A 26,780-nucleotide genomic window follows, 5' to 3' on the forward strand; every position below is an offset into this window, starting at 1 on the left:
TGCAATACACCTTCTTTTCACAATATACCATTATTTTTCGTTGTATCATTTGACAATCACCCTTTTAAAATTGTTAATATACATTCCTTTCGTCGTAGGCTTGTGATTAAGACGGCGGCCCTTGAGGTCATACCAACGGTCAATTTTAAATTCACCTGTCACGATGTTCATCCGCCCAACAGCAGTCGTTTTTCCGTCATCAAGGAATTCCACATCAATCGTTTCGGGCATATTTCCCATAGAACTTAAGTAGTGATTTTCACTCTTGGCAACTGGACGGCTAAGCGGTTGAAGACGCACATCAGCACTCTTTTTCTTGAGATACGCTCGCATCGGATTCGCAGACGAGCCTGCGCCAATTTTTCCAAATTTACCTTTTGCAATTGTCTTTTCATGGTTTCCAGCAAATGCGTATGCAAGCCCAAGTTCAGAATCATTTTCATTCCAAACCTTATATGAATACGTACCAACAAATTCCCAATTTCCGCTCAAATCGTCCTGCTTAACAATTTCAGTTGTCTGAACAGTTGCTTTCTTACCATAATTCCAATCAAACATTAACTGATGATCATCACCACTAGTCACCACCGCATAAGGTTTGTTTGCTTCAGGAAGATTTCCTTCACCAATCCAGGTCATATACGCTTTCCAAGAATTTCCTTCTTGTTTAACCTCTGAAAGTTTATAGAACTTCGCATTGACCGAAGCCCCTTCTGGCAAACTGAACGGCAACACAACTGTTGCTGGCGTATATGGGGTAAATTCACGCGCATATAGAATTCCCTCCACTTGCAATGGTTCAGGAATGCTTACTGTCTCCGCACCATTATAATCACCATTAATGTAAGCAATTCTATCTCCATATTCATTGTCATAAACAACAACAGCGGGCGATCCGTAATTTTTTATAACAGAAACATACAAGTTGATTCCTTCATCATTACTTCCATCTTCGTTAGTTTTGAATCGGAATGTAAGACTTCTTCCCGAGCTAAACATTTGACCAATTTCACCGTCAACGGACATTTTTACAATTGATTGCGCATCTGTATTTTCACCATCATAAATATACAGAGAATCGCCCTCATCCGCCATCGAAAGCCAACCTTCTACGCGGAGCGAATATCCCTCAGGAGCTGTTAGCACAAGCGTTCCATCATTATTATTGAAATAATAATCTTGATCATCTTTCTTAGCAAAAACACCTATAGAGGCCTTTTCATTTTGAATATTTATCTTTAATTCATCAGTATTCGGAATAAATACATCAAATCTGCCACTTTCTCTAACAAAATCTGCAGTCAATACAACATCCCCTGCAGGCATCTCAAATAGGGCTTCATTACTAGTATACCACGAACCATCAATCATATCAATTTTGTGTTCGTTATGGTCTTCATCTTTCCATATACCCGTAATTTTATTAAGCGAACAACCATCCTCTGGATACGCCGTCAATACAATTTTTTCTCCTGGCACAGCAAGTTCTGTATTAGACACTAAACTACCACAATACGAATAATCTAAAATAACAGGATACTCTCCACTCTCATTAACAAGTTCTAGTTCTAAATAAACACCATAATCATTTCCCACGTCATCAGTCGTAAAACGGAATGCCAAGCTTCTTCCTGTACTACGCAATTCCTCTATTTCATCCCCAGAAGAAATCCCTGCAATTTTTGAAGAATTGGCATCATTCCCATCATAAACAACTAAGGAATCTCCGTTATCAGAAATCGCTACTTCGCCTCCGATAACATGGAATTTATAACCTTCGGGCGCAGTCAGAACAAGAGTTCCATGGCTATTGTTATAATACAACCAATCATCACCATAAGCACTATTAAAGATATTGATTTTTTTTATTCCTACAGGAATATTAATTACACGTTCACCTTCCTTGGGAATCTCGCTACCAATTTCATTTGTTCTATTAAAATAAGCCTCAACATAAATATCTTTATTCGGCATTATAAACTGAGTTTTATTAGTATACCATGATGAATCATTTTCTGCATAAAATAAACTATAACCATTATCATCATTAATAACTTCAAGGCTACTAAAGATATATCCAATAGCTGGAGATGCTATCACAGAAACAACTTCTCCTGGAGCTGCGCTTTCTGTACTTGCAACAATTGTTCCGCCATACAGATGATTGACAACCCTTACATTATATTTTTTATTAGGATTTACAACCGTCACAATTAAATTGAGCGATTCGTAAGTTTTTCTAGACACATTTTTTATCGTAAGAATGTTCCCGGAACTATTTAAATGAACATCTCCACCTTGACTCATCTTCAAAATTTCAGTAATTTCTTTATCCGCACCATCATAGATAGTTATGGCAGCATCCTCGCCGTCAAATTCTATGGAACCGGACAGTTGGAACCTTAGCCCTTCGGGCGCCGCCAATACAAGCGTTCCCTTGCAATTCCCCCCATCACAACCGCCCGTAACATTAAACGATTCAACATCTTCAGGAATAGTGGCAATCACGGAATCCCGTTTCGGCATCTCTATGAAGAGACCTTCTTCAGCAGTAGTCATCTTCTCAACAAACTCGACATCTACCTCGACATTCGCATAGGGCATGGTGAAGGAGTAATCATTGCTCGTATACCATGTACCGCCAGTTATAGGGACAGGCCACCAACTACCATATTCTGATATAGCATTCGCAGAAATTCGACCAATCATGTAACCATCGTCCGGAGTCGCGGTCAGCTTAATCGTATTCCCAGCTGATGCCGAGGACAAGCCATCTTCGACATATCCATCCCCTTTGTAACTCACTTCAACACTGTGCGTAACACTCGCATCGAGAAGTCTAATCCCCATTTTGCCATACGCTTCACATGTCGGTCTATGAACTAGCGTCAGTTTTCTTCCCGAAGTAATCCCCCTTTCATCCATCTGTTCAGCAAAGGTTCCTATAGGATCTTCAAAATCGCCATCGAATGCATAAAAACCAGAATTTGACCCATAATACTGACCACCTATTTTTTCACGCAATAAAAAAACATATCCCTCGGGAGCTGTCAATACCAAAGGACTGCTAAAATCTCCACAGTCAAAATCTTCCGAGAACTGATAATCATAGACGCCAAATACTGTCAATCCACCGGATATCGTATACCTAGCTATACCATTCCAAGGCATATCTACACGTGGTCCAACATTTTCTGCTACAAATACAGGCGTGACAACAGCATTCGTTGCGGGCATAACAAACGAGCCTGTTGCACTAGTAAGCCAAGTGCCACCAGTTACCGCAATCGGATTTCCTCTCTCATCATAAACCTCAATATGATCAAACGCATAGCCTTCTGCCGGAGTAGCCGTCACAGAGACCAATGCTCCCTGCAAAACATTCGTCACTGAGCTCACGGCATTTCCGCCATCAACAGGAACTATATCGACCAAGAACGGATCACTCGAACTCACAAAGGATACAGTCAAGTCCAACCCCGCAGAGGGTGTTCTGCTATCGAAATTCTTGAAACCAAGAATCAAAGTATTCCCGTCGCTAAGCCATTTGATTGTGGCATTTCCATATTCTTCGAATACCTTATTGCTTTGAGATATCTCACTATTGTACAAAGCGAGGCTGCCACTTGACATGCCATTAAGCTGAACAGCCACCATCGTACCATTCAATCTGACAAAATGGTTTTCGGGCGCAACAAGAACAAGATTTCCGTCGCAATTTAACGAAAAATTTTTATTAAGGCCACCATCATCGTACACCTTGAAGGTCGTCACCCCTTCCGGGATGTTTACCAGGGTATTTGTTCCTGTCGCGGGCATATTGACATAATAGCCACCATTTCCATCAGAAGTCAGTTCCACTTCTCCTGCCCAAGCGGATGTTGCAGCCATGCTCAGTGCGAACATGGCGAAAATGCTCAAAAATTTGCTTTTGAGTTTCATATCCCATTCCCTTCTATTTGATAGGTGTACGATAATAGCTTACCGCATACATACGATAAACTTACATAGAATAGCTTAATTTGTCAACAAGTCCGGCTGCAAAAGGCGCCATAAAGCAAGAAGGCCGCACCCCCAAAGGTGCGGTCTTCTTTTTGCCGAGAGAGACTCTTTATTCTAGAACCAGGACCTAGAGACCTAAATCAAGTGCGTTGGCCTTGCCGCGGCGCACGCCCCACAAGAAGTCCTGAGTGCGGTTCACCATGGTCTTGCTGCCGACCTTGATGCGGTATGCAAGTCTTGCGATGTACACGCCGGTCGAGACCAGGCGACCGTTATTTGCGCGCATGTTCCAGGCGAGGAACAGCTTGCCGTTGTTTTCGAGGCAGGTGCCCTGGCCATGTTCCTTGAACACATCGTCGTTACAGGTAATCACGTTCGAGTAGCTGTTCACGAATTCACCGAGGCTAGAGTAGTAGGTGGCCTCGTAGCGCAGTTCCGTGCTCTGGGCGACCGCTTCTACAATCTTCTGGACATCGGCTTCGGTGCCGCGCGAGAAGTTGCTGACGTTTTCGTTGGTAAGCACGTTGTTCTTGTATGCGTCTACGATAATCGGGTCGAGGTCGAACTTTTTCTTGGCCTCGTTGATCGACATTTGACCAGAACTTACCTGAGCGATAATTTCTTCGATGGTGTAGGTGGTCTTTTCACCCTTCGAAGCGTCAGCCTTCTTGTCGGTATACACGGGGTTACCCTGTATAGCCTTCATGATGTCTGCGATTTCGTTTTCGACAAGTTCAGCCATATTCAGGTCGCCCAAGAAATGGCCCTGCGTGCCGTATGCGGCTGCAGCCTGTTCTGCCGTCAAGATAGAAGGATCCTGAACGATTTTCGGCACAGTGGCAGATTCGCTCGTAATAATCGTCTTTGCGCTGTCGTATGCAGGCGTTCCCGGATTGAGCGTCACAACGCCCGGGCTGGTAATGGTCACGCGCTGTTCGCCGGTAATGCGAATCCAGGGGTTGTTTGCATGCGGAGGCACGTACATCAAGTCGTTCACAAGCGAAACTTGCGGCGGTGCCGTAAAGCGCACGGAGTCGCCCACGGCCGGAATTATGTCGGTATCGGTACCCTTCGGGAAAATCAGTTTCCACTGGTTGGTAGCAGCTGCCGAGATATCGCTTGCCTGCTTGACATCGGTGCTCATGATTCCATTTTTCCAGACATGGAACTGGAACATGTCAGAGGTCTTTTCGCCATTCTGGAGGCCTTCACTGAAGGTGAGCAAGAGCTGCGTGTTACCGTCGCTCATGTAAGACACTTCAGCTGCGGTAATGACCGGACCAATCTGGTCTTGCAACTGGCCCTGAGCCGGGAAGAACGAAGTCTTGCCATTATCAGAATAAGTGTACCACACCGTAATCTGACCGGTATAGACTTTATCGACTCCGCCGGTAAACACGGCGCCGCCAAAGCCACTGCCCGAGGCAACGATCGTTGCATGCGTACCGCCGTCCCTATAGGTCAGCTTGTAAGCATCCTGGAATTTGGTGCCAAAGGTGAACTTGGCAGAATCGAGTCTGTTCTTGCCACCAAGCGTTCCATCAAATTCAATCCAAATACTGTCGCCACGGCCATCGCCATCGCGGTCAAAGATTTCAGCAAGTTTGATTTGCGGTACAGGCGGCAAGGCAAAGTTGATGCCGTTCCAGACAGCGGTATTGCCCGAAGCCTGGCCCTTTACATACAGCGTGCCGCCCCAAAGTTCGCCAACAGCCTTCACGTAGAACGAACCCTTGCCGTTCACGAGCTTGACTTCGGTAATCGGGTTGCCGAGCGAGTCGCAAGGAATCAAATCTTCGAAGTTTGTCGAGGGATAAACCACTTCGTCGCTAGCCCAGTCTTCGGCATACTGCACGTAAACCTTATAAGACTGGCCCACCCACATGGTAACGTCTTTGTTCATGTTGAGCGGCAAGGTGTCGCTGCGAACGGTAGAACCGAGGTTCTTGCCAGTAGAATCGGCAAACACAATGTTCGGCAGTTCGTAGGCGCCCACCACAAAGTACACATCCTTGTACTGGGAATTGTCGGAGCGGAGCGTTACGCGCAGGTAGTACACACCCGGAGCGAGGCCGCGATTGTCCTTGATCGATTCCTTGTCGATTCTGAAGGAGTCAAAATCACTGTTCACGGTAATGCCACCGAACCACATGCCGGCCGTATCGAGTACCACACCGTTAGAGGGCAGGTTACCACCAAACAGCGTGAAGATAGAAGGACCGCGTTCAAGCGAAAGTTCCTTTTCGCCTTCGGTGAAGTCGCAGGCAAGCTTGTTCTTACGAATCTTCTGCCAGACTTCTCTGTCGATCATGCTCGGGTCGTTATTCGGGTTCTTGAGCAAGATGCTAGCTTCGGTCTTCAAGTCGATCGAAGTATGCATACGGAAGTTCGAAGAACTCGTATGGCGTTCGGCATAGAAAATGTGGAAGTTGTAGGTTTCGCCCGGAGTAAGGCCGAGGGTGTCCAGGTCTACGGCACCCGCGACCTGAGCGTGCTGGCCACCGATGTCTACCACCAGTTTGTTATTGATGAACACCCACACGTCGTCGTCACCCAAGAAGTCGAAGTACTGGCCCGGAATGTATTCGAACGTGGCCTGCACCTTCATGGTAAAGCCGAAATTATGGTTTGCGTTATCTTTACCACCTCTCTGCTGATCATAATACGGGTTCGGAATAGTACCTGCTTCGTCAAGATACTTGAAATCGTCCAACAGGAACATACCGCCACGGTTGGCTTCGTTACCCGTAGAAATAGCATCCTTCGAAATTTCGGCCAGCCAGAAACCTGCACTATCCATAGAGATGTACAGGTCGCGGCAAGTCATGTTGGTAAGCTTGTTGCCCTGGGCATCGACAGCCAAGGATTCCGGGAGAAACCAAGAACTCAAGTGTTCAGTAATCTTGCAGTTTTCGGGGAACGGAGTCGCAGGAACCGGCACACCGTTTGCCCCCAACTGGGTTTCGACCATGCCGCGCATGGGGCTACCGCTACAGCCGCCAGAACCGAAGTCTGCGCTAACACCATATTCGGGGTTACCGTTACCGTTTACGCCATCACCCTTGTTACCATGCAGCCAGTCGAACATCATGACCGGAAGCTTTTTCAAGGGGCATTCACCCAAAACGCCAGCAGGGTGTTCTGCATAAACGCCAGGTTCGCCTTCTTGGTTGCCCTTGACCCAAACGGTGTCGCTAAGGGCGGCCACGGAGTCAAGCTTGATTTCGGCGGTAATGTCGGGCTGAGAAGAGGTAAGACCTTGTGCGCCCACAAAGTTTTCGCCAATGGTCTGCTTAAAGTAAACAGTGAAGTTTTCAGTGGGGGCCTTGACTGCAGCAATGAACCATCCGCAGTAATTGTCCAGCGGAATCATGGCGGTGGGGGTACCATCTACAAATACCTGTGCGTTGGTATTGGTCCAAGGCGTAAAGAAGCTGATAACCTTCATGCCCTCAGCAAGCTTACCCGGATTGTCTTTACCAGGGTCACCGGGATTGTCACCAGCACCTGGGCCACCCGGATTTGTCGGGCCACCGGGGAATCCACCTTGAGATGTGAATTTCCAAGTACCATCGTTAGAAATGGTGATTCTTGCCTGCTGCGAAGTCGGGTACAAATCGCTAAACGAAATGCCTTCCGAAGTCAGGAGGTTCTGGCAGCTAGCGTCAGTAAAGACGTACAAGTCGTAATTGGGCAAGACCCTACGACTTTCGATGTTGAAACTCACGCTACGGTTCGGAATGCTAGAGCAGCCCGTAGCCCATTCATCTTTGGCATTGTTGTAAATAGCGTAGTAGAGTTCGCCTTCGTGAGTAGCTGTAAGCGTATACGTCGCCGCGAAAGTCGCGGGAACTAGTAAAGCGAGCAACTGAGTTGCTCTCTTGATCAAATTACACCTCATCCACATCTCCTGGGTTTTAAGCCCAACTTACCTAACTTTATAACGTATATAGTAGAAATAAATTTTTTTTGCACAAAAATCAACTAGGCCCTACCCGAAATCCGTTAATTCTGCGTAACAATCGTGTAAATCGCGCTTTTTGGGGGTAAAATTCCCGAAAAACCGGCTATTTTCCCCCTAAAACAGAAAGGCGCCCTTATGGGCGCCGTGCAAAAAAGCGTGTTTTTTGTTTAAATTCCGAGGTCGATGGCGTTCACCTGACCGCGACGCACACCCCAGAGGAAGTCCTGGGTGCGGTCGGTAATGACCTTGGTGTTCACCTTGATACGGAACTTGAGGCGGGCAATGTAGACACCTGTCGATGCAAGGCGACCGCTATTGGAACGCATGTTCCAAGCCAAGAAGAGTTTGCCGTCGTTGTCGAGGCAGTTCTGCTTGCCACCTTCCTTGAAGATGTCGGCGTTACAGGTGATGATGCCCGAATGGCTGTTCACGTAATGACCGAGGCTCGAATAGTAAATCGCTTCGTAGCGCAGTTCGGTCTTGTCGGCCACAGAGCTCACAATCTGCTGGATATCAGCCGGAGTGCCGCTCTGGTAGTTTTTCAGGTTATGACTGGTCAGCAGGCCATTTTCGTAAGCGTCAACAATGACTTCGCTCAAGCCATATTGCTTTTTAGCTTCCTTGATGGACATTTGACCGTTATCGACCTTAGCAATGACCTCTTCCAAGGTGTAGGTTTTCGGAGTGGTGCCAGCTTCTTCAGCAGCCTCGGCTTCGTCCTTATCCACAAGCATGTTGGATTCTTTTACGACCTTCGAAATTTCGGCGATTTCGTTTTCCACGAGTTCGGCCATGTCGAGGTCGCCCAAGTAGTGCCCCTGCGTGCCGTATTCAGCGGCCACCTGTTCAGCCGTGAGCACGGTTTCGCCACCTACCAACTTGGGAACGGTTGCCACTTCGTTTCTGATGATTTCGCGGGCCGTTTCGAAAGCGGGAGATTCCGTAGAAAGGCTTACCACCTTCGGGCTCGTGACAGTCACCTTCTGTTCGCCAGTCACGCGAACCCAGGGGTTCAATTCGTGCGGGCCTACACCCACAAGGTCAAGAGCCAAGCCCAACTGAGACGGCGGCATAAAGCGCACGGAGTCACCCACAGCCGGAATCACGTCGGTATCGAGACCCTTCGGGAAAATCAGCTTCCATTCGTTTTCAGGCGTTGTCAGAATGTCGCTTGCACTCTTGACAGCGCTATCCTGCACGTTGTTTTTCCAGCAATGGAATCGGAACAAGTCGGTAGTAGCATCGGTGCCGCTAACGCCTTCGCTGAACTTCATGGTCAGCTGGGTGTTACCGTCTTTGAGGTACTTGACTTCGGCAGAGGTGATTACCGGGCCCACCTTATCGGTCAAGGCGCCTTCGACCCAGAACGGAGACTTTTTGCCTTCTTCGTCGGTATAGGTGTACCAGATGGTATCGATCTTGCCCAAGTACTGGGCGTCGGCAGTTTCCTTACCAGTATAAATGATAGAGCCAAAGCCAACTCCAGTTGCCGTCACCGTTGCGGTCAGTTCGCCATCCTTGTAGGTTGCCTTGTAAGAGCCGAAATCTTCGGGACCGAACGTGAACGTGAGCGAGTCCAGAACACTCTGGCCACCAAGCGGCTTGTTGAACTTGATCCAAATACTGTCGGCGCGGCCTTCGCCCGTGCGGTCAAAGATATAGGCGGTTTCAACCTGCGGTACCGGCGGCACAGCAATGTTGATGTTTGTCCAATGAACTTCTTTGTTCTTTGCACCGTAGCAATTAAGAGTAAGCGTTGCGTTAACAACTTCGTCGGTTGCCTTGACAAAGAACGAAGCGCGGCCTTCCATGAGCACCACTTCGCTAACGGGGTTACCCATAGAATCGCATACGACAAGGTTCGGAGTCGAGGTCGTAATCTTGACTGCAATGCCGCTGTAAATGGAGGCCCATTCTTCGGCGTACATCACGTGAACAGGATAAGAACGACCGGCCCAGAGCTTTTCGGTTTTGTCGAGGTTGATGGGCAGGGTATCGCTCGAAATATCGCGACTGAGTTCGTCACCAAATGCGTTCCAGTACTTGTCGAAGTGTATTGTATCCTGCGTATCGAAGTCTACGATAAAGTAGGTCGAATCCTTGACGCTTGCAAATGCAATGTTCGGCAGTTCGTAAGGTTCAATGGTGAACGGAATATCCTTGTAGTCATCCGGGTTGCTCTTGAGGCGCACGCGAACGTAGTAGTTTCCCGGCGGCAGAGCTTGAGCCTTCGTGATAGCCTTGGTGTCGATGGTAATCATCGTGAAATCGTTGCTTACCGTAATGCCGCTGTAGTAGGCGGAATCGAGCGTCTTGAGAGCGACACCGTTCTTGTCGAGGCTCTTGCCGTAAAGCGTAAAGTTAGACGGGCCGCGTTCCGTGTGCTGCTTTTCGGGGCTTGCAGAGAAGTCGCAAGCGAGAACCGTTTCGCGCACCAGTTGCCACACTTCCTTGATAATCAACTTCGGGTCATCAGACAGGTCCGTAAGGAACATGCTTGCTTCGGCCTTCAAGTCCATAGAAGTGCGCATCTTGAAGTTCGATTCGTTGCGGTGACGTTCCGCGTAGAAAATGTGGAAGGAGTATGTTTCGCCAGGAATTAGCTTGTCTGCAGGATTGTTCTTGCCAATGGTATCAAGCTTGACTTTACCTTCAATCTGCGTATGCTGACCACCGATGTCCACCACCAGTTTGTTGTTGATGAACACCCAAACGTCGTCGTCACCCAAGAATTCAAAGTACTGACCAGGCACGTATTCGAAGGTAGCCTGGATCTTCATGGTGAAGCCGTAGTTGTGCGTACCATAGTCAGAGGTGATGTTGTCGTACATGGGGTTCGGGATGGTGCCAGCTTCATCGAGGTACTGGAAGTCGTCCAAGAAGAACAAACCTCTTTCGGGGCTTTCGGTATTCTTCTGACCGAACCAGAAACCATCGTCGGTCAAGGAAAGTTCCAAGTCGCGGCAAGTGGCGTTGGTGTACATGTTGCCGTCGCTACCTTGAATAGCTTCGGGCAAGAACCAGTTGCCGAGGTGTTCTGTCACCTTGCAGTTGCTCGGGAAATTGGACGCCGGAACGGGAACGCCGTTGGGGCCCAGTTCGCGTTCGACCATGCCCTTCATAATCTGGTGGCCATTGTCGTTCTTGCATCCGCCCGTACCGAAGTCCTGGCTTGTAGTGCCGGCCTGGGCAATTGTGTTTTCTTCGTCAGAACCATCGCCATGCAACCAGTCGAACATCATGACCGGGAGCTTTTTGATGGGGCAGTCGCCGAGTTCGCCGGGGAATGCCGTATAAAGTTCGGGTTCGTTGTACTTGGAGCCGACAATCCAAACGGTGTCAGAAATCTGGAGCAAGGAATCCAGTCGGATTTCCTGTTCCACAGGGATTTCTTCCTTGGAGGCACCTTCGGCGCCGATATGCAAATCACCAATCGTTTGCTTGAACGAAACGAAGGCGTCCTTGGGTGTCAGTACGGCGCGATATTCGAACCAACCGCAGTAGGGGCTACCCACCGGAGTGGTATAGTCGGCCTTGCCGTTCAGCATAATGACCACGCCCGTGTTGCTCCACGGAGCCAAGAAGCGAATCGTCTTTTTTGCGGGTTCCACGATTACCGGTTTGGTCGTCGTGGTGGTAAGCGTACCGTCGGGATTGATCTGAATCCAGACCTGGTAGACCTGCTGGCTGTCGACACCGTTCTTGTATTCGGGGAACAGCTCGGCGAGGAAAGGTTCATGGCCTTCGTTCAAGTACGTGGTGCAGGAATCCTTGCCTTCGACGCAGAAAGAACCGAAACGCAGTTGGCGCACGTCTTCTCTACCCTGTCGGTCGGAACCTTCAAGACGTTCCTGAGTGAAGCAGACTTTAAACGTACCGTCGTCTTCTTTGCTCAGTTGTTTATACTTGAAATTGGCTTCGTTATCGGCGTAGAAAAGGTTATTGCCATCGTAAATAACATGGGCTATGGCAACACAGTCCTGCGCAAATGTGTTAACAACTAAAAGGGTCAAGCATAATGCCAAACCCCGGAAAAAGTTTTTGCACTTCATCCGTTCTCTCCATAAATGTCCCACACACAAGACACAACCGGAGTAAATAATAGTTTATTTTGCGCTATCTTAAAGCAAACATTCCTTTACTATGTAGGGTTTTTATAAGAAAAAGGAGACTTATGGAGAGAATTTCAATAAAAACCCCTAAATAAATACAAAAAGCGAGGCCTGCGGGGTATCAAAATCCTAATTTTTAGGAGGAATTTACAAATCAACAGGAGTTTTTTATGAATCGAGTGTATTTGGTCGCCTCCGCCAATATGGAAGCCAAAGTCAAAGAAGTCATGGACGCTGTAGCCGCCGCCGGCCTGATTGGCGCGACCTACAAGCCCTGCGTGAATGGTGCCGAAGCTGTCAAGGAACTGAAGGCCCACAATTCCGCCGTGCTCATGGAAAAGATTGCAGCCGACTTCCTTTCGCAGGACTTTGATTCCGTAGACGCCGTGGTGGTCGAAGGTGCACAGGGCATGAGCGACGTGATGGCCCAGAAGTACAATGACTCTTTGGCAACCGCCCTCGATGCTAAGATTTATTCTGACGGCGAAGACGCTGACTTGTTCTGCCCCAAGCGCCTGCTCGCTTGCTGCAAGTGCCTCGCCAAGGATTTGGCTGAAGCCCCGGCCGAACGCAAGACCAGCCAGGCCATGTTCCGCGCTGGATTGCTCTTGAAGGCTTCTAAGGCTAAAAAGCGCATCGTGCTCCCTGAAGGTTCTGAACCGCGTACCGTGCAGGCCGCAAAGCTCGTGATTGACCGCAAGATCGCAGTGCCGGTACTCATCGGCAAGAAGGACGAAATCTTTGCTGTGGCAAAGGAACAGGGCGTTGCTCTCCCGGCTGACATTGAAATTATTGAACCGTCTGCAGAACTTGCTGAAAAGTATGTGCCGACTCTCGTGGAACTCCGCAAGTCGAAGGGCATGACCGAAGACCAGGCACGCGCAGCACTCGCCGACAACGTAATGCTTGGCACCATGATGCTGAAGATGGGCGAAGTCGATGGCCTTGTTTCTGGCGCTATCCACTCTACCGCCGACACCTTGCGCCCCGCTTTGCAGGTGATCAAGTGCGCTCCGGGCGTGAAGTCCGTGAGCTCTGTGTTCTTTATGTGCATGCCGGACAAGACTTACATTTACGGCGACTGCGCCATTAACCTGAACCCGACCGCCGAAGAACTCGCTGGCATCGCTCAGCAGTGCGACGACACCGCTAAGGCCTTCGGCCTCCCCAGCCGTGTCGCCTTGCTCAGCTACAGCACCATGAACAGCGGCAAGGGCCCGGATGCAGACCTGGTTCGCGAAGCTACCAAGATTGTGAAGGAAGCCCGCCCCGAAATGCTGGTGGATGGCCCGCTGCAGTACGACGCCGCGACCGTGCCGAGCGTTGGTTCCCTGAAGGCCCCGGGCAGCACCGTCGCCGGCAAGGCTACTGTGTTCGTGTTCCCGAGTCTTTCTGCCGGTAACATTGGCTACAAGGCTGTGCAGCGCAGTGCCCATGGCACGATTGCTATTGGCCCGATGTTGCAGGGCTTGGCTAAGCCGGTGAACGACCTTAGCCGCGGCGCCCTCGTGGAAGACATCGTTTACACGATTGCCCTCACAGCGGTACAGGCTAATTAAGACCGCGCGGCTCTATCGCATTAACAAGAATGTGATATCGCCTCGCTCTCGCCGACACGACTCGTTAATACGAGTCGCTTACGGCTCACGGTAAGACCGCGCGGCTCTATTGCATCTACAAGAACGTGATATCGCCTCACTCTCGCAACCACGCCTCGTTAATACGAGGCGTTTGTTGCTCACGGTAAAACCGCTCGAGTCTAAATTCGAAACTATATACAAGAAGCGCCTCGTCTAACGAGGCGCCTTTTCTTTTTCAAACAGTTTTTACTTTACGGAAATGGTTCTTGTGATTCCGCCGATAGAAATCAGGTAGCGGCCCTTGTTCGGCAAGCTTATTTCAAAATCGGGCGTATTGATTCGCGAGTTTGCAAATCCTGCGACAGGAATATTTCTGCCCTGAATATCGAATACGTGGAACGGCGCACCTACGGCAGCGCCCGTGATCTGAACCTTTCTACCCTGAGTTGCAATCGTAAAGGAATTGACGCTCGGCTTGAACGCAACCGAGGTACGTCCGCCATCGTAGCCTTCAACACCGGCACCATTCAGGAGCGGATACGGATCGGTGCCGACCTTCTGGCCCCATACGTGGCCGTCTACGCCTTCGGCGCTATAATTGTACAACGCCCAGGCAACAGAACCGTCAGCGAATTCTTCGGGCGAATTCTTGCTAACTGAACCTTCGCAAGTCGATTGGTTGCGGAAAAAGACATTAGCCATCACTTTGGGAAGCGCTTGGCAAACGTCGAAAGCATTTTCGCTCATATTGTAAGAATTGATGATGGAAAGACTTTCCGTTTTTGTTGAGAATCCACCACCCTGTATGGTTTTCTTATTGTATGAGTCGTAGATTTCAATCTGGCCTATATTGTACGAATTGATTATCGAAGTATTTTCATTAATACCAATTAAACCACTAGCATTGCACCTAGATGCCATACTGTGTGAATCAGACTGAGTTTGAATTTTTCCATCATTATGAGAAGTCGATATAGTCAGTTTGTAGCCACTTGCTTCAGCAATAAGGCCCGATGCAATGTCGGCGGTAATTGAAGCACGGTTATAAGAACCAGATACTTCCAGTGAATCGACAAAAGAGAGACCTAATAAACCTCCAGCCATATTATTGCAATATCCCCCAGAGCTCAAGTCGATATCTCCCGCGTTGTACGAATTCGATATTACTACATGCCTGGAAGCTATTCGACCAATTAATCCTCCGACCTCTCTTCCGGCGGAATATTCGTTATATTTGTTTCCAGTTATTCTTGCCGCATTGTAGCTTTTGTCTATAGTAAATGCAGTCATTTTTTCCGCAGTTCCTATCAACCCGCCTGCATCGACCAATATATAATCCGCGATATCTATAGTTCCCTTGTTATTGGAATTGGATATGGCAATGGATGATTCGCTTCCGGCACGTGCCATCAAGCCACCCATAATGGCTTTGTCACGAATTGATGAGTTAGGATACATTTTCCCTGAATGATAAGAATGGTCAATAGAGATTTTCACGGAATCATTATTTCCGCCTACAAGCCCGCCAATTTCGCGTCCAACAATGGTCATGTTAACATACGAGTGAGTTATAGACAAATTCGTCTTTTCTACGACTGCACCAACAAAGCCTCCTACATGTTCCTTTCCTTCAATGTAAGAATCAATAACGCCCACACTGTCAATAGAAACAACCTTATTTTCTTCGCTTTGTACTTTGCCAAACAAACCGACGTCGTTTCCAGCAGAATTCTTCAGGTAAAGTCCGCTAATCGTATGTCCCTTGCCGTTGAACTTTCCCATGAAGGGCTTGGCAGCCGTTCCAATCGGTACCCAGTACAGCAAATGGTCGGCATCCTTACGGAGTGAATCGGTTGCAGTCAACACGTTTTTGTTCACGACAATGTCGGCAGAGAGTTCGCCACAGGCATCCTGTTCTATTTCATAGCCGTCCTTGCCGCTAACAAGGTAGGAGAATCCATAGAGTTCGTTTGCACTGCCAATCTGGTAGCATCCGTTAACCTTTTGGGGAACCTTCGCCTCGAACCATTTTGCATACATCGTGACACTGTCCCATTGTAGTATCGAAAGCGGTTCCGTAAACATGGCAAACGGAATAAAGAAGGTGTCTTGAGCGTCTTTTTCCAACATCCAACCCTGGAAAATATGGCCGTCCCAATGTGTCGAATCTTTCCAAAGATAACAGAAATCGAAAGTTGAACAGACTCTGTCGAAGTATACGTCGGGGCCACCATTCATGTCTGCAACAACACGGTAAGTGTTATAATCGAATTCCGCTTCCAATGAAAGGTTCATGTCGGGCATTTCAAACACGTACACGCTGTCTTCTGTTTTAATTTCAGTTCTTGAAGAACCGCTGCGGTCGTACCATTTTTTCCAATGGTAACGTTCTACCGGCATAGGAGTCATTTTAACGGAGTCGCCAACGGCCGCCGCAAGCAGAAACTTGGTCTGCTCCGGATCGGTTACAATGGCATAACCATGAACAATATTCTGAAGTCCGAATCCCGTTTCAAGCCATGAAATTTTGCGGACGTTTTCGGATTTTGCATATTCGGCATTGAATGTTACGTCGCCCTTGATGTCTGCCACGCAACTGTCAGGAACGCAATACCTGATTGAAGAACCTTCACCTTTTAAAGAGGCGCTCGCCCAAGTATATCCGCTAGGCGCAGAACACTTGACGCTAACAGAATCCTTAACTCCAGACGCGGTGCAAGAACCGCCTTCGGCTCCTGTATAATTGTATGTGATGGTATATGCATTGGCTAGCGTTACAAGCGTAGCAATAGTGAAGAACAACCACTTAAACATCATTTCCTCCTTTTCTCTCAAATATAAAATCCCATTTACAAAAAAGCAAGGCCGCTCGGTTGAGCGGCCCTGTTCAATTGTATGACGAACAAATTACACGAACTTGTAGAGGTCGGTAATGTCTTCGTTGTTCTTGTCGTAGAACCAGAACTGGTTGATGTGGGCGTGCTCGTCTTCGACCAGGCTGATGCTCATGCCATGCTTGTATTCCAAGTAGTTGAACATGCGGTTGTGGTCCTTGCAGAGCACGTCGATCACCTGAGCGCTTACCACGAGAGTGACTTCGCGGAGCTTGCCCTTGGCCTTGGCGCGTGCCATCCAGCGGTCGATCATGCCGAGCGTGGATTCGAGCGTTGCAATGCGGCCGTCGCCGTCGCACACCGGGCAGCGTTCGGTCTTTTCGGTCATCAGGTTCACGCGGACGCGCTTACGGGTGACTTCCATGAGGCCAAACTGGCTGATGGGAGCGGGGCTAATCGGGGCCTTGTCGCGGCGGATTGCCTTGCGGAATTCCTGGAAGACCTTTTCGTTGTCTTCTTCGGTTTCCATATCGATAAAGTCGATAATAATCAGGCCGCCCACGTCACGCAGACGCAGCTGCTTTGCGATTTCGTAGCAGGCGTCAATGTTGGTTTCGAGGATAATCTTGCCCTGGTCCTTGCCATGCACCTTCGGACCGGTGTTCACGTCGATAGACACCAATGCTTCGGTCTGTTCGATCACGAGGTTACCACCACGCGGAAGCGGTACCTGACGCTGCAGGGAACGTGCGTAGTCGTTTTCGATCTTGAAGTATTCGAACAGGCTTTCGTTGGAACTCCAGAGCTTCACCTTGTCGAGCTTGTCCGGCGAGAGCACCTTGAGGTATTCGCGCAGAGCAAAGTATTCGTCGCGGTTATCGATATACACGTAGTCGGTGTTATCGCTGAAGTATTCGCGGACAGTCTGTTCAATCGAATCGGATTCTTCGTAGATGCAGGTTTCGGCAGGCTGGTTTTCGAAGTTGTACTTCGTCTGTTCCCACTTGCTTTCGAGTTCACGCATCTGCTTGTTGATTTCGAATTCGGATTCGTTCAAACCGTTGGTACGAACGATATAGCCCACGTCGCGACCCTTGAGGCGGCGGACCACCTTCTTGAATTCGCGGCGCTTGGCCGGGTCGCGTTCACGCTTGGACACCCCAATGAAGTTGGTGCCCGGCATGCACACGAGGAAACGACCTGCAAAGCTCAGGTGCGTGGTCAGACGGGCACCCTTGGTGCTAATCGGTTCCTTGACCACCTGAACCATGATTTCCTGGCCTTCTTGCAGAATTTCGTCAATCGAGACTTCCTTGGAAGAACCGCCTTCATCATCGTCGTCGCCATATTCGCGACGGAGGAGTTCGTTTCGGTCCATGGCGTCTTCTTGATGCAAAAAGCCTGCCTTTTCGAGGCCAATATCAATGAACGCAGCCTTGAGTGCCGGAAGCACCTTCTGGACCACGCCCTTATAAATATTGCCCAGAACTCGATTAGAAGATACACCCTCGACGACAAGTTCAACGAGTTCGCCGTCTTCCATGATGGCGATACGTTTTTCGTAAGGGGTCTTACTAATCAAAATTCCGCGCTTGCACTTATTTGCCATTAAAGCTCCTAAAAGTAAGCAAAACTTGTTGGACGTCCCTAAGAAGCTTTCCAAAAGTATGGACGCTTCCGAACCCACGTGCTTCTCTTACGGAAAGTACCGCATTTCCACAGCGTAAAGTCTAGGGAACATAAATATAATAAGTCCGTATTGCAATTCCGGCTTTCAAAAAATGAAATAAGGCGTAATTTAGAGAAAAAAAGGCAAAAAAGACAAATAATTACATATATTTAAAATCAATAAGAAGAGAGGAATATATGGGATTTAATTTCCGCGGGCTCGCTTTTAAGCAGTCCATGATGATTCTTGCAGCCATTACGGTCGTATTCGGTCTGATCTTTGGCATCATGAGCTACAAGACTCAGGACATGCTGAACAAAATGACCACCGAAAACGGCGAAGAAATCAGCCGCGCCAACGTCAACTACATCGACAAGCTCTTTAACGCGGGCAAGGTCATTGGCGAAGACCTTTCCAAAAAAGTGAGCGAGCACCCCATGACCAAGGCGGACATGGATGACTTTTTGATGCAATCGCTCTTTAATGCCCGCAACCTGATTCCCCAAGTGGTTGCCGTGGTGGTCGCCTACGAACCGGGAATGGGCCCCGAAACCCCGGAAGGCGAATACATGCGACTCGCCCGCTTTGACCACGTTGATACCAAGCTTGTATCTGGCGCGAACTACCAGGACAAGGAATGGTACTACAGCGTAAGGGACGGCAAAAAGAGCCGCTGGCAGGAACCCTTCATTGGCGAATTTGTCCCGGAACCGATTGCAGTCTATACAGCGCCTATTTTCAAGAAAGGCAATAATGGCGAAGACGTGCTGATTGGTGTGCTTGCCGTAGACATGTCAATTGAATTCCTTAAAGACGAAGTCGGGTCTATTCCTGTTTCGAACTCGGGATACGCCATGATCACCACAACCAAAAACGTGGCTGTCGCCTACCCGAAAAGCATTGCGCAGGGCAAAAGGAACCGCGATATCGTTGTCAGAGAAAAACGGGGACAAAAGCAAGTTAATTTTGACCGCAATGGCCGTGATAGCAGCGGACTGTTTATAGGCTCGGTTGCCGGCGGCGAAGAATCAGCTATTTACTACACCACGATTCATTCGACCAACTGGACATTCATGGTCGTGTGGCCCATTCAAAAATACTTGGAAGACCAAAGCGCCATGCGCAAGCTGTTCCTGATGATGGCTCTCGGTGGCTATGTCATTATACTCATCATTCTCTTGCTGATTTCGTTCCGTGTAGCAAAGCCGCTCAAGGACTTGGCCATTGCCGCCCGCAAACTTGGACACGGAAACTTTGATGTTGCAATTCCGCATATTACAGGCCACGACGAGGTGGCTGAATTTGCATGGGCATTCTCGAACATGTTGACCGAACTCAAGGACAACATTGAAAAGCAGAAGGACATGAAGCGTATCGAGCGCGAACTGGACCTCGCCCGAAACATTCAACTTTCGATGCTGCCCGGCGAAGAACGCGAAGAAAATTCCGACGACGACCGCCACGAGCTCGCTCCGTTCCTGCTCCCTGCCAAGGAAGTGGGCGGCGACTTCTACGACTTCTTTAAAATCGACAACGATCATTTGTGCGTCGTGATTGCAGACGTGTCTGGCAAGGGCGTGCCCGCAGCACTATTCATGATGGTATCGCGCATTATCTTGCGCACCATGACCAAGAACTTGAAGTCGATCAACGAAGCGTTCAACAAGACGAACTACGCTCTTGCAAAGCGCAACCGCTTGAACATGTTCGTAACCGTGTGGGCAGGCATTATCGACTTGCGCACGGGACACATTGACTTTGCATCGGCTGGACACAATCCGCCTGTTGTACGACACAACGACGGCACCGCCGAATTTATTCCGAGCAAGTCGGGCATTGTCATGGCCGCCATGGATGATACAATCTACAAGCAACAGAGTTACGACCTTAAGCCGGGTGACACCCTGTTCCTTTACACCGACGGCGTCACCGAGGCGACCAACAACAACAATGTACTGTTCGGCGACAACAGGCTCCTTGAAATTATAAGAAAGGGTGGCGAACAAAGCCCCGCCGACACCTGTGCGTTGGTCAAGAAAGAAATCGACAACTTTGTACAAGACGTTCCGCAATTCGACGACATCACCATGCTCGCCGTCAAGTTCAACGGAATTGACGAACCCGTTTGGGAACGCTACGAAAAGACTATCGATGTTTCCGACAACGGCAAGAGCCATGCGCTCAAGACGTTTGTCGAAGACATCCTTACACCAATGGATGGAGCAAAGAAAATGCAAATGCAAGACGCCTGGGAGCGCTATGAAAAAATTGTGGATGTGATTCCCGAAAACCAAGACATCTTAACGGCATTCGTCGAAGGAATCTTGGCTCCTATGGAAGGATCCATGAAATCGCAGATGCAAATTAACATTGCGATTGACGAAATCTATAGTAACATTGTGAAGTTCTCGGGAGCAACCGAAGTGACACTGATTGTGGAAATCCGCAAGGCAACGCTTTCGGCAAGACTCACCTTTATTGACAACGGTAAACCTTACGACCCGATCAAGCAGGCCGACCCCGATATTACGCTGTCTGCCGAAGAACGTGAAGTCGGCGGTCTTGGAATATTCATTGTGAAGAAAACCATGGACAGCGTATGTTACCGCAGAAACGGGGACCACAACGAATTGGCAATCACCAAGACCTTGTAAGGTCCTGTAAACTTTTATAAATTTAAGAGAAAGAGGGAAAAAATTATGCAAATCAACAAGACTACCGAAAACGATAAGCTGACCATTGCACTCGAAGGTCGCCTGGACACCCTGACCGCCCCGCAGCTCGACGCTGAAATCCAGGGCAAGCTCGACGGCGTGAAGTCGCTGGTGTTCGACTTCAAGAAACTCGCTTACATTTCTTCTGCAGGCCTGCGCATTCTGCTCATGGCCCAGAAGATTATGAACAAGCAGGGCTCCATGGTCGTAAAGAACGCAAGCTCCGAAATCAAGGAAATTTTCGAAGTGACCGGTTTCTGCGACATTCTGACCATCGAATAACCGATTTACACAATTTAAGCTATATTCCCCGACCTTTGGCACATTCAGGTCGGGGATTTTTTATAACCCGAAATAGCCTTATTATATTTAGGGAATGAATTTATCAGCAATCAAAAAATATCCGAGCCAAATTTCGAGTGCGTTCAAGCGGTTTCCGCTGGCATCGTCATTCACCGTTCTCACGTTCCTTGCGCTCGTTATTGACACCGAATTCGCGAATTTCTTTAGCACCAGTTTTGCTCGACTGTTCTTGTGGCTGGGCATTTACCCCATTGCTGCTACAATCATTGCCCTCACAACAGCGCTGGTGCAGGAATCTCGAAAAAATACAAGCCAGGCGCCCCAAGCCATTGCAAGCGGCTCATGGTTTGCGCTTTCTATCATACTCGTTTTTGCCAACTTAGAAGAAAATACAAATAGTGCTATCACTTTTGTAAGCACCATTTCTCTTGTCTATATAGTCTCGTCTTTTGGATTTTTGCTTGCCCCCTTCTGGAAACAGAAAAACGAAAACGGATTCTGGGTGTTCCTGCAAAAGAACATCAAAGCCCTCCTCGCAGCCATTGTCGTATCGGCCATATTGCTTGGCGCCATCGAAGGTCTTGTCTTTGGATTTTCAGAACTGTTCGACGCAGACCCTGACGAAGACATTTACCTTTACATCTTCTATTTCTGTTCAAGCATTGTTGCCCCCATCTTGTTCTTTTCTGGAATTCCTTCTATCGATGAATGCCTTGAAGAACCGCCTGCTCTGAGCAAGTTTGCATCGAGCACCATCCGATTCCTTTTTATTCCGGTGCTTTCTATTGGAACGCTACTCTTTTACGGCTACATTTTCAAGTTCATTGCCTTGTGGGACTTGCCGCTCACCACAGCGTCTTACTTTGTCACGGGATTCATGATTTACCTGCTGGTACTTATCACCGTCATGTACCCTGCGCGCCTCGTTCCAAAGCCGACTATTGAAACTAGGCTCCTGAAAATATTCCCTGCCGCCTGCATTCCTCTTGTTGTCCTGATGTCTATTGACATCTATAACATGATAGAGCTATTCGGCATTGAAATAGAATACGTTTACGCCATCGCCATTAACATTTTCTTTTACGCCATTATCGCAGTCTTCTTGATTGACAAAATCAAACGCAAGTCCCGATTCATCGCAATCATTTTCTGCGCGCTGTTCTTTGTTTCAACAAATTCGCCCATCAATGCTTTCAAGATTACCCACCACGTCTGGATGAACAACATCAAGAAGGAACTTGCCAATCAAGGCTACAACAAGTTCCCGCTAAACGAAGAAGACACTAAGAACTTCATTTATACACTCAAAGGCCGCAAAGACAAAGAATCGGAACAAATCTTAGGAGAGCTGTTCTCGATAGAGGAATCAACGACTAAAGAATTGCAAGAGTTCTTTACGACTACCAAAAAATCTCTAAAAGACCTCGATCACTCCTACCAATTGGTGTCCGATCCGGAAGATGATGATTCATTCGATCCATTCAGGGCATACATCAACCTGCCCGACAATACGCCGCTCACGGTACCTACATGGGCAAAAAAGGCGCTAATTGTAGACCATTTTTATAATCATGATGAATTTGAATTCAGTGAAGACTCGTTATTCTTCCGTTACAAGCCGGAACACGAGGAAGAAGACGCCGATACCACTGTCTACAGCTTCAAAATCAGCCGAGAAGAACTGAAAAAAGCCGAAAAAACGACCATCGAATCCAACGAAGCGACCTTGGAGCTACAATATCTGGCTACCGAAGAATGGTCCAAAGACAACCGTTCGCTCCAGATGCGTGGAATTCTGTTCCTAAAATAAGGCCTTGACGCTTTTTATGCATATAACTATATTTATGCATAAATAAGAATTTTTGAAAAGGATATATTAATATGGAATACAAAATTAAGGACATTAACCTTGCGATTGAAGGCCGCAAGGAACTCGACCTCGCTGAAACTGAAATGCCGGGCCTGATGGCTCTCCGCAAGGAATATGCAGGCAAGAAGCCGCTCGCTGGTGCCCGTATTATGGGTAGCCTCCACATGACCGTGCAGACCGCTATCCTCATCGAAACGCTCGTGGACCTCGGTGCCGACGTGCGCTGGGTGAGCTGCAACATCTTCAGTACGCAGGACAACGCTGCCGCCGCCGTGGTGGTGGGCAAGAAGGGCACTGTGGAAAATCCGCAGGGCGTGCCTGTGTTCGCCTGGAAGGGTGAATCCTTGGAAGACTACTGGGAAAACACCGCCCGCGCCCTCGTGTGGCCCGACGGCAAGACCCCGGACCTGATCGTGGACGACGGTGGCGACGCTACCATGCTCGTGACCTGCGGTGCCGAATTCGAAGACGCCGGCAAGGTGCCTGAATTCAACCCGGCTACCGACAGCGAAGAATGGGGCGTGTTCCTCGCTACTTGCCGTAAGATTTTCGAAAAGGATCCGAAGCAGTGGACCCGCGCTCGCGAAGCTTTGAAGGGCGTTTCCGAAGAAACCACTACCGGCGTGCATCGCCTTTACCAGATGGCTCAGGCTGGCCGTCTGAAGTTCCCGGCAATCAACGTGAACGATTCCGTGACCAAGTCCAAGTTCGACAACCTCTACGGCTGCCGCCACTCCTTGATCGACGGTATCAACCGCGCCACTGACGTGATGATGGCTGGTAAGATTGCTGTGGTTTGCGGCTACGGCGACGTGGGTAAGGGCTGCGCCCAGTCTCTGCGTGGTCAGGGCGCTCGCGTGATCATCACCGAAATCGACCCGATTTGCGCTCTGCAGGCTGCCATGGAAGGCTACGAAGTCAAGACCCTCGACGAAGTCGTTAGCTACGCCGACATCTTCGTGACCACCACCGGTAACACCGGCATCATTAGCGCCGCCCAGATGGAAAAGATGAAGAACCGCGCTATCGTGGGCAACATCGGTCACTTCGACAACGAAATTGACATGGCCGGCCTCAAGAAAATTCCGGGCATCAAGCGCAACGAAATCAAGCCGCAGTACGACGAATGGATTTTCGCCGACGGTCACAGCATCCTTATCCTCGCTGAAGGCCGCTTGCTGAACCTCGGCTGCGCTACTGGTCACCCGAGCTTCGTGATGAGCGCAAGCTTCACGAACCAGACCATCGCTCAGATTGACCTGTGGCTCAACGCTCAGGGCAAGCAGACTGTCGCTGGAATCAAGTACGAAAGCGGTGTCGTGTACACGCTCCCGAAGATTCTCGACGAAAAGGTCGCACGTCTGCACCTCGAAAAGCTCGGCGTTCACCTGACGACCCTCACCAAGGCCCAGGCCGACTACATCGGCGTGCCTGTTGAAGGCCCGTACAAAGCTGATCACTACCGTTATTAATAGGTATCGCGCGCGGCAAGCCGCGAAACCCCGAATATCAAAATCCCCCGGTTCAAAACCGAGGGATTTTTTTCATACACTTTTTAAAAAGAGGCTCAAGATCAACTCTGGCATTTACTGCGAGACTACAAAGTGATAAACAAGATATCCCAAAGCAAGAAAGAAAAGGATTAAATATTTTGCAGAATCCAGGAATGAGTACAATATTCCCATTCCCTTTTTTACTTTTTTCTGATAGTTTAGAAGATATACGCAAATACATACCTCGCCTGCAACCAATGCAAACGCAGGCATTACAGAAAATCCCTCACTTGCAAAAATCATAAAAGCAAACAGCAGAGGAAAAAGAGTCGATATTCCCACCACCCCTTCCATAAATGTCGGAAGAACAGGTTTTACGGACGGTTCAGATTGTTTCTTGCCTCCGAACATTTCATTTGCAATTTCAAATAAAGACGCCAGACCACCTATAACACAAAAAATTCCTCCCTTATTCCCCGACACAAGCATTGCCACACCACCCATCACGGCTACAATACCGATTACAGCATTCATAGTAATGATAAAGGCATTCCTCTTTTGACTGTTCGGATAATCCTTTAATTTATCAACCATTTTCGAAAGATCCGCAAACGCTTCATTTGAAAATCTTACTGGTAATAAGCCTGTACTAAAAGAAATTACCCACCCACCATCAGTATAAAGTTGAATATTATAAGCACAATTCTCTGTAAGAGAAACAACCTTTTTCCCATAAAAAAGATGGCATATCAAAGAATTTTCATTTTCCTCAATTTTAAGAGGTTCTGAAAAAAATGGGCTCAGCAAAACCATAAATAAAACAAAGGAACAAAGAAGAAATATGACAACGGACGCATCAAAGGGAAGGTCTGTCATATAGATCAAAATGAATAGACCTAAAACTAAAAGAATAAAAATCAATGGTGAAAAGAAAAGCAACTTTCTTTTATTCTGATGGATCTTGCTATTGCCGTTTTCAAATGAATTATTCATATTGGCCAATAATAACTTAATCAAATTTTAAACATTCATCGCCCTCTAGAAAAACAGTACTGAATTAGCTATCTTTGGCATATGCCAGAGAACTATTCGAAATGGGTGGCTTGCTGGGGCAACGCTACCTCTATTACCGACCGCAAAGAAGCCACTTACGCAAAAGACTTAACGCTTCGCTACCCGATTCGCGCATGCTTTTCGGGCAACAAGTTGCGGTTTCATTTTTCGAACCTCACCGGCACAGAACCCGTGACCATCAGCGAAGCGTATGTCGCACACGCCGCTTCGAATTCGCCGGATTATTCTCCGGTTGCAATCACGTTCTGCGGCAACACTTCTGGCACCATCCCCGCTGGCGAAGAAATCTTGAGCGACGAAATCGCATTCAATGTATGCGCAGGCGACACGCTCGATGTCAGCCTGTACTTCGCAGGCTTTACGCAGATGAACGCAGGCACGGCAATCACGGGCCCGCTTTCGGGCGGCAAGTATAGCTACGGCAATTTTGCGAAGTCGGTCGCACTCCCCGATGATTTAACGCGCAATACAAACTGGATTTATTTCCTGAACACCATCGACATTTTCACCGAAGAAAAGAATTTTGCTTTGGTGTGTTTTGGCGATTCGATTACGGCGCAAGACTGGCCCGACTACCTGACGCTGCGTTGCGCACGCGATGGATTCAACAATGTATCCATCATTCGCCGCGCTGTAAGTGGCACCCGCATTTTGCGCGAATACAGTTGCATTACTTACGCCGCTTATGGACTCAAGGGCGCTACGCGATTCCCGATTGAAATGAATGTGGCAGGCGCCAAAAGCGTCATTATTCAGCACGGCATTAACGACATCATTCACCCGGTCGGTGTCGAGGTCAACAAGTTCCGCCCGTGGAGCGACATGCCCACCGCAGACGACTTGATTAACGGTGTGCGTACGCTTTACGTGTCGCATGCACGTAAACTCGGGCTCAAGATTTACAGCGGAACGCTGCTCCCGATTTTAGGCTGGCGCACTTACAACGAAAACCGCGACATTATTCGCATGGCATTCAATGAATGGCTGCGCACCGCCCCGGATTTCGATGGCTGCGTTGATTTTGACAAGGCCGTGCGCGGTTACGACAACCCGAAGGCATTCGCAAACAATTTTGATTCGGGCGACCATTTGCACCCAAGCGCCAAGGCTTACGAAGCCATGGCGGAATGCGTTCCCGAAGAATTGTTAAAGTAATTTTATCTAA

Annotated in this window: 12 protein-coding genes; 6 read left to right on the forward strand and 6 right to left on the reverse strand. The window is 48.5% G+C overall.

All coding sequences use genetic code 11. The features are described 5' to 3' along the window. Positions 1-45 precede the first annotated feature (45 nt). The 3 genes from QOL41_RS13390 to QOL41_RS13400 all read right to left on the reverse strand — a co-directional run bounded on the left by QOL41_RS13390 (position 46) and on the right by QOL41_RS13400 (position 12,018). On the reverse strand, positions 46-3,942 hold the full coding sequence (locus tag QOL41_RS13390; RefSeq protein ID WP_283430162.1) for an InlB B-repeat-containing protein: 3,897 nt from the start codon (positions 3,940-3,942) through the stop codon (positions 46-48). Positions 3,943-4,129: 187 nt separating this feature from the next. Further along, on the reverse strand, positions 4,130-7,903 hold the full coding sequence (locus tag QOL41_RS13395; RefSeq protein WP_283430163.1) for a fibro-slime domain-containing protein: 3,774 nt from the start codon (positions 7,901-7,903) through the stop codon (positions 4,130-4,132). A 230-nt stretch (positions 7,904-8,133) separates the two neighbouring features. Beyond that, entirely contained in the window at positions 8,134-12,018 is a 3,885-nt protein-coding gene (locus QOL41_RS13400; RefSeq protein WP_283430164.1) for a fibro-slime domain-containing protein, read from the reverse strand. 230 nt (positions 12,019-12,248) lie between these two features. Here QOL41_RS13400 and pta point away from each other — a divergent pair, with 230 nt between their 5' ends. After that, positions 12,249-13,637 carry a phosphate acetyltransferase gene (pta, locus tag QOL41_RS13405; protein ID WP_283430165.1) on the forward strand — a complete coding sequence of 463 codons (1,389 nt, stop codon included), beginning with the start codon at positions 12,249-12,251 and terminating at the stop codon, positions 13,635-13,637. A gap of 267 nt (positions 13,638-13,904) precedes the next feature. Here pta and QOL41_RS13410 read toward each other — a convergent pair whose 3' ends face one another. Both QOL41_RS13410 and QOL41_RS13415 read right to left on the reverse strand, forming a co-directional pair. Further along, the gene (locus QOL41_RS13410; protein WP_283430166.1) at positions 13,905-16,472 is read right to left on the reverse strand and encodes a hypothetical protein; all 2,568 of its coding nucleotides are present in this window, start codon (positions 16,470-16,472) and stop codon (positions 13,905-13,907) included. A gap of 93 nt (positions 16,473-16,565) precedes the next feature. Further along, the gene (locus tag QOL41_RS13415) at positions 16,566-18,101 is read right to left on the reverse strand and encodes an Rne/Rng family ribonuclease (protein WP_283430167.1); all 1,536 of its coding nucleotides are present in this window, start codon (positions 18,099-18,101) and stop codon (positions 16,566-16,568) included. 257 nt (positions 18,102-18,358) lie between these two features. Here QOL41_RS13415 and QOL41_RS13420 point away from each other — a divergent pair, with 257 nt between their 5' ends. The 4 genes from QOL41_RS13420 to ahcY all read left to right on the forward strand — a co-directional run bounded on the left by QOL41_RS13420 (position 18,359) and on the right by ahcY (position 24,520). Further along, positions 18,359-20,815, forward strand: coding sequence for a SpoIIE family protein phosphatase (locus tag QOL41_RS13420; RefSeq protein WP_283430168.1), 2,457 nt, complete (start codon positions 18,359-18,361; stop codon positions 20,813-20,815). A 45-nt stretch (positions 20,816-20,860) separates the two neighbouring features. Further along, positions 20,861-21,157 carry an STAS domain-containing protein gene (locus QOL41_RS13425; protein WP_173654210.1) on the forward strand — a complete coding sequence of 99 codons (297 nt, stop codon included), beginning with the start codon at positions 20,861-20,863 and terminating at the stop codon, positions 21,155-21,157. Positions 21,158-21,251: 94 nt separating this feature from the next. Beyond that, complete coding sequence (locus tag QOL41_RS13430) at positions 21,252-22,988, forward strand: DUF4153 domain-containing protein (RefSeq protein ID WP_283430169.1); 1,737 nt, start codon at positions 21,252-21,254, stop codon at positions 22,986-22,988. 71 nt (positions 22,989-23,059) lie between these two features. Then, positions 23,060-24,520 (forward strand): adenosylhomocysteinase, encoded by a 1,461-nt coding sequence (gene ahcY / locus QOL41_RS13435; RefSeq protein WP_163439132.1) that lies wholly within the window; start codon positions 23,060-23,062, stop codon positions 24,518-24,520. A gap of 114 nt (positions 24,521-24,634) precedes the next feature. Here ahcY and QOL41_RS13440 read toward each other — a convergent pair whose 3' ends face one another. Then, positions 24,635-25,534, reverse strand: a complete 900-nt coding sequence (locus QOL41_RS13440) for a hypothetical protein (protein WP_283430170.1) — start codon at positions 25,532-25,534, stop codon at positions 24,635-24,637. An 81-nt stretch (positions 25,535-25,615) separates the two neighbouring features. Between QOL41_RS13440 and QOL41_RS13445 the strand changes: the two genes are divergently transcribed. Further along, positions 25,616-26,770: an SGNH/GDSL hydrolase family protein gene (locus tag QOL41_RS13445; protein WP_283430171.1), complete on the forward strand. Its 1,155-nt coding sequence runs from the start codon at positions 25,616-25,618 to the stop codon at positions 26,768-26,770. Positions 26,771-26,780 lie beyond the last annotated feature (10 nt).

The organism is Fibrobacter sp. UWB10 (assembly GCF_900182935.1).
GTDB classification, from domain to species: Bacteria; Fibrobacterota; Fibrobacteria; order Fibrobacterales; family Fibrobacteraceae; genus Fibrobacter; species Fibrobacter succinogenes_O.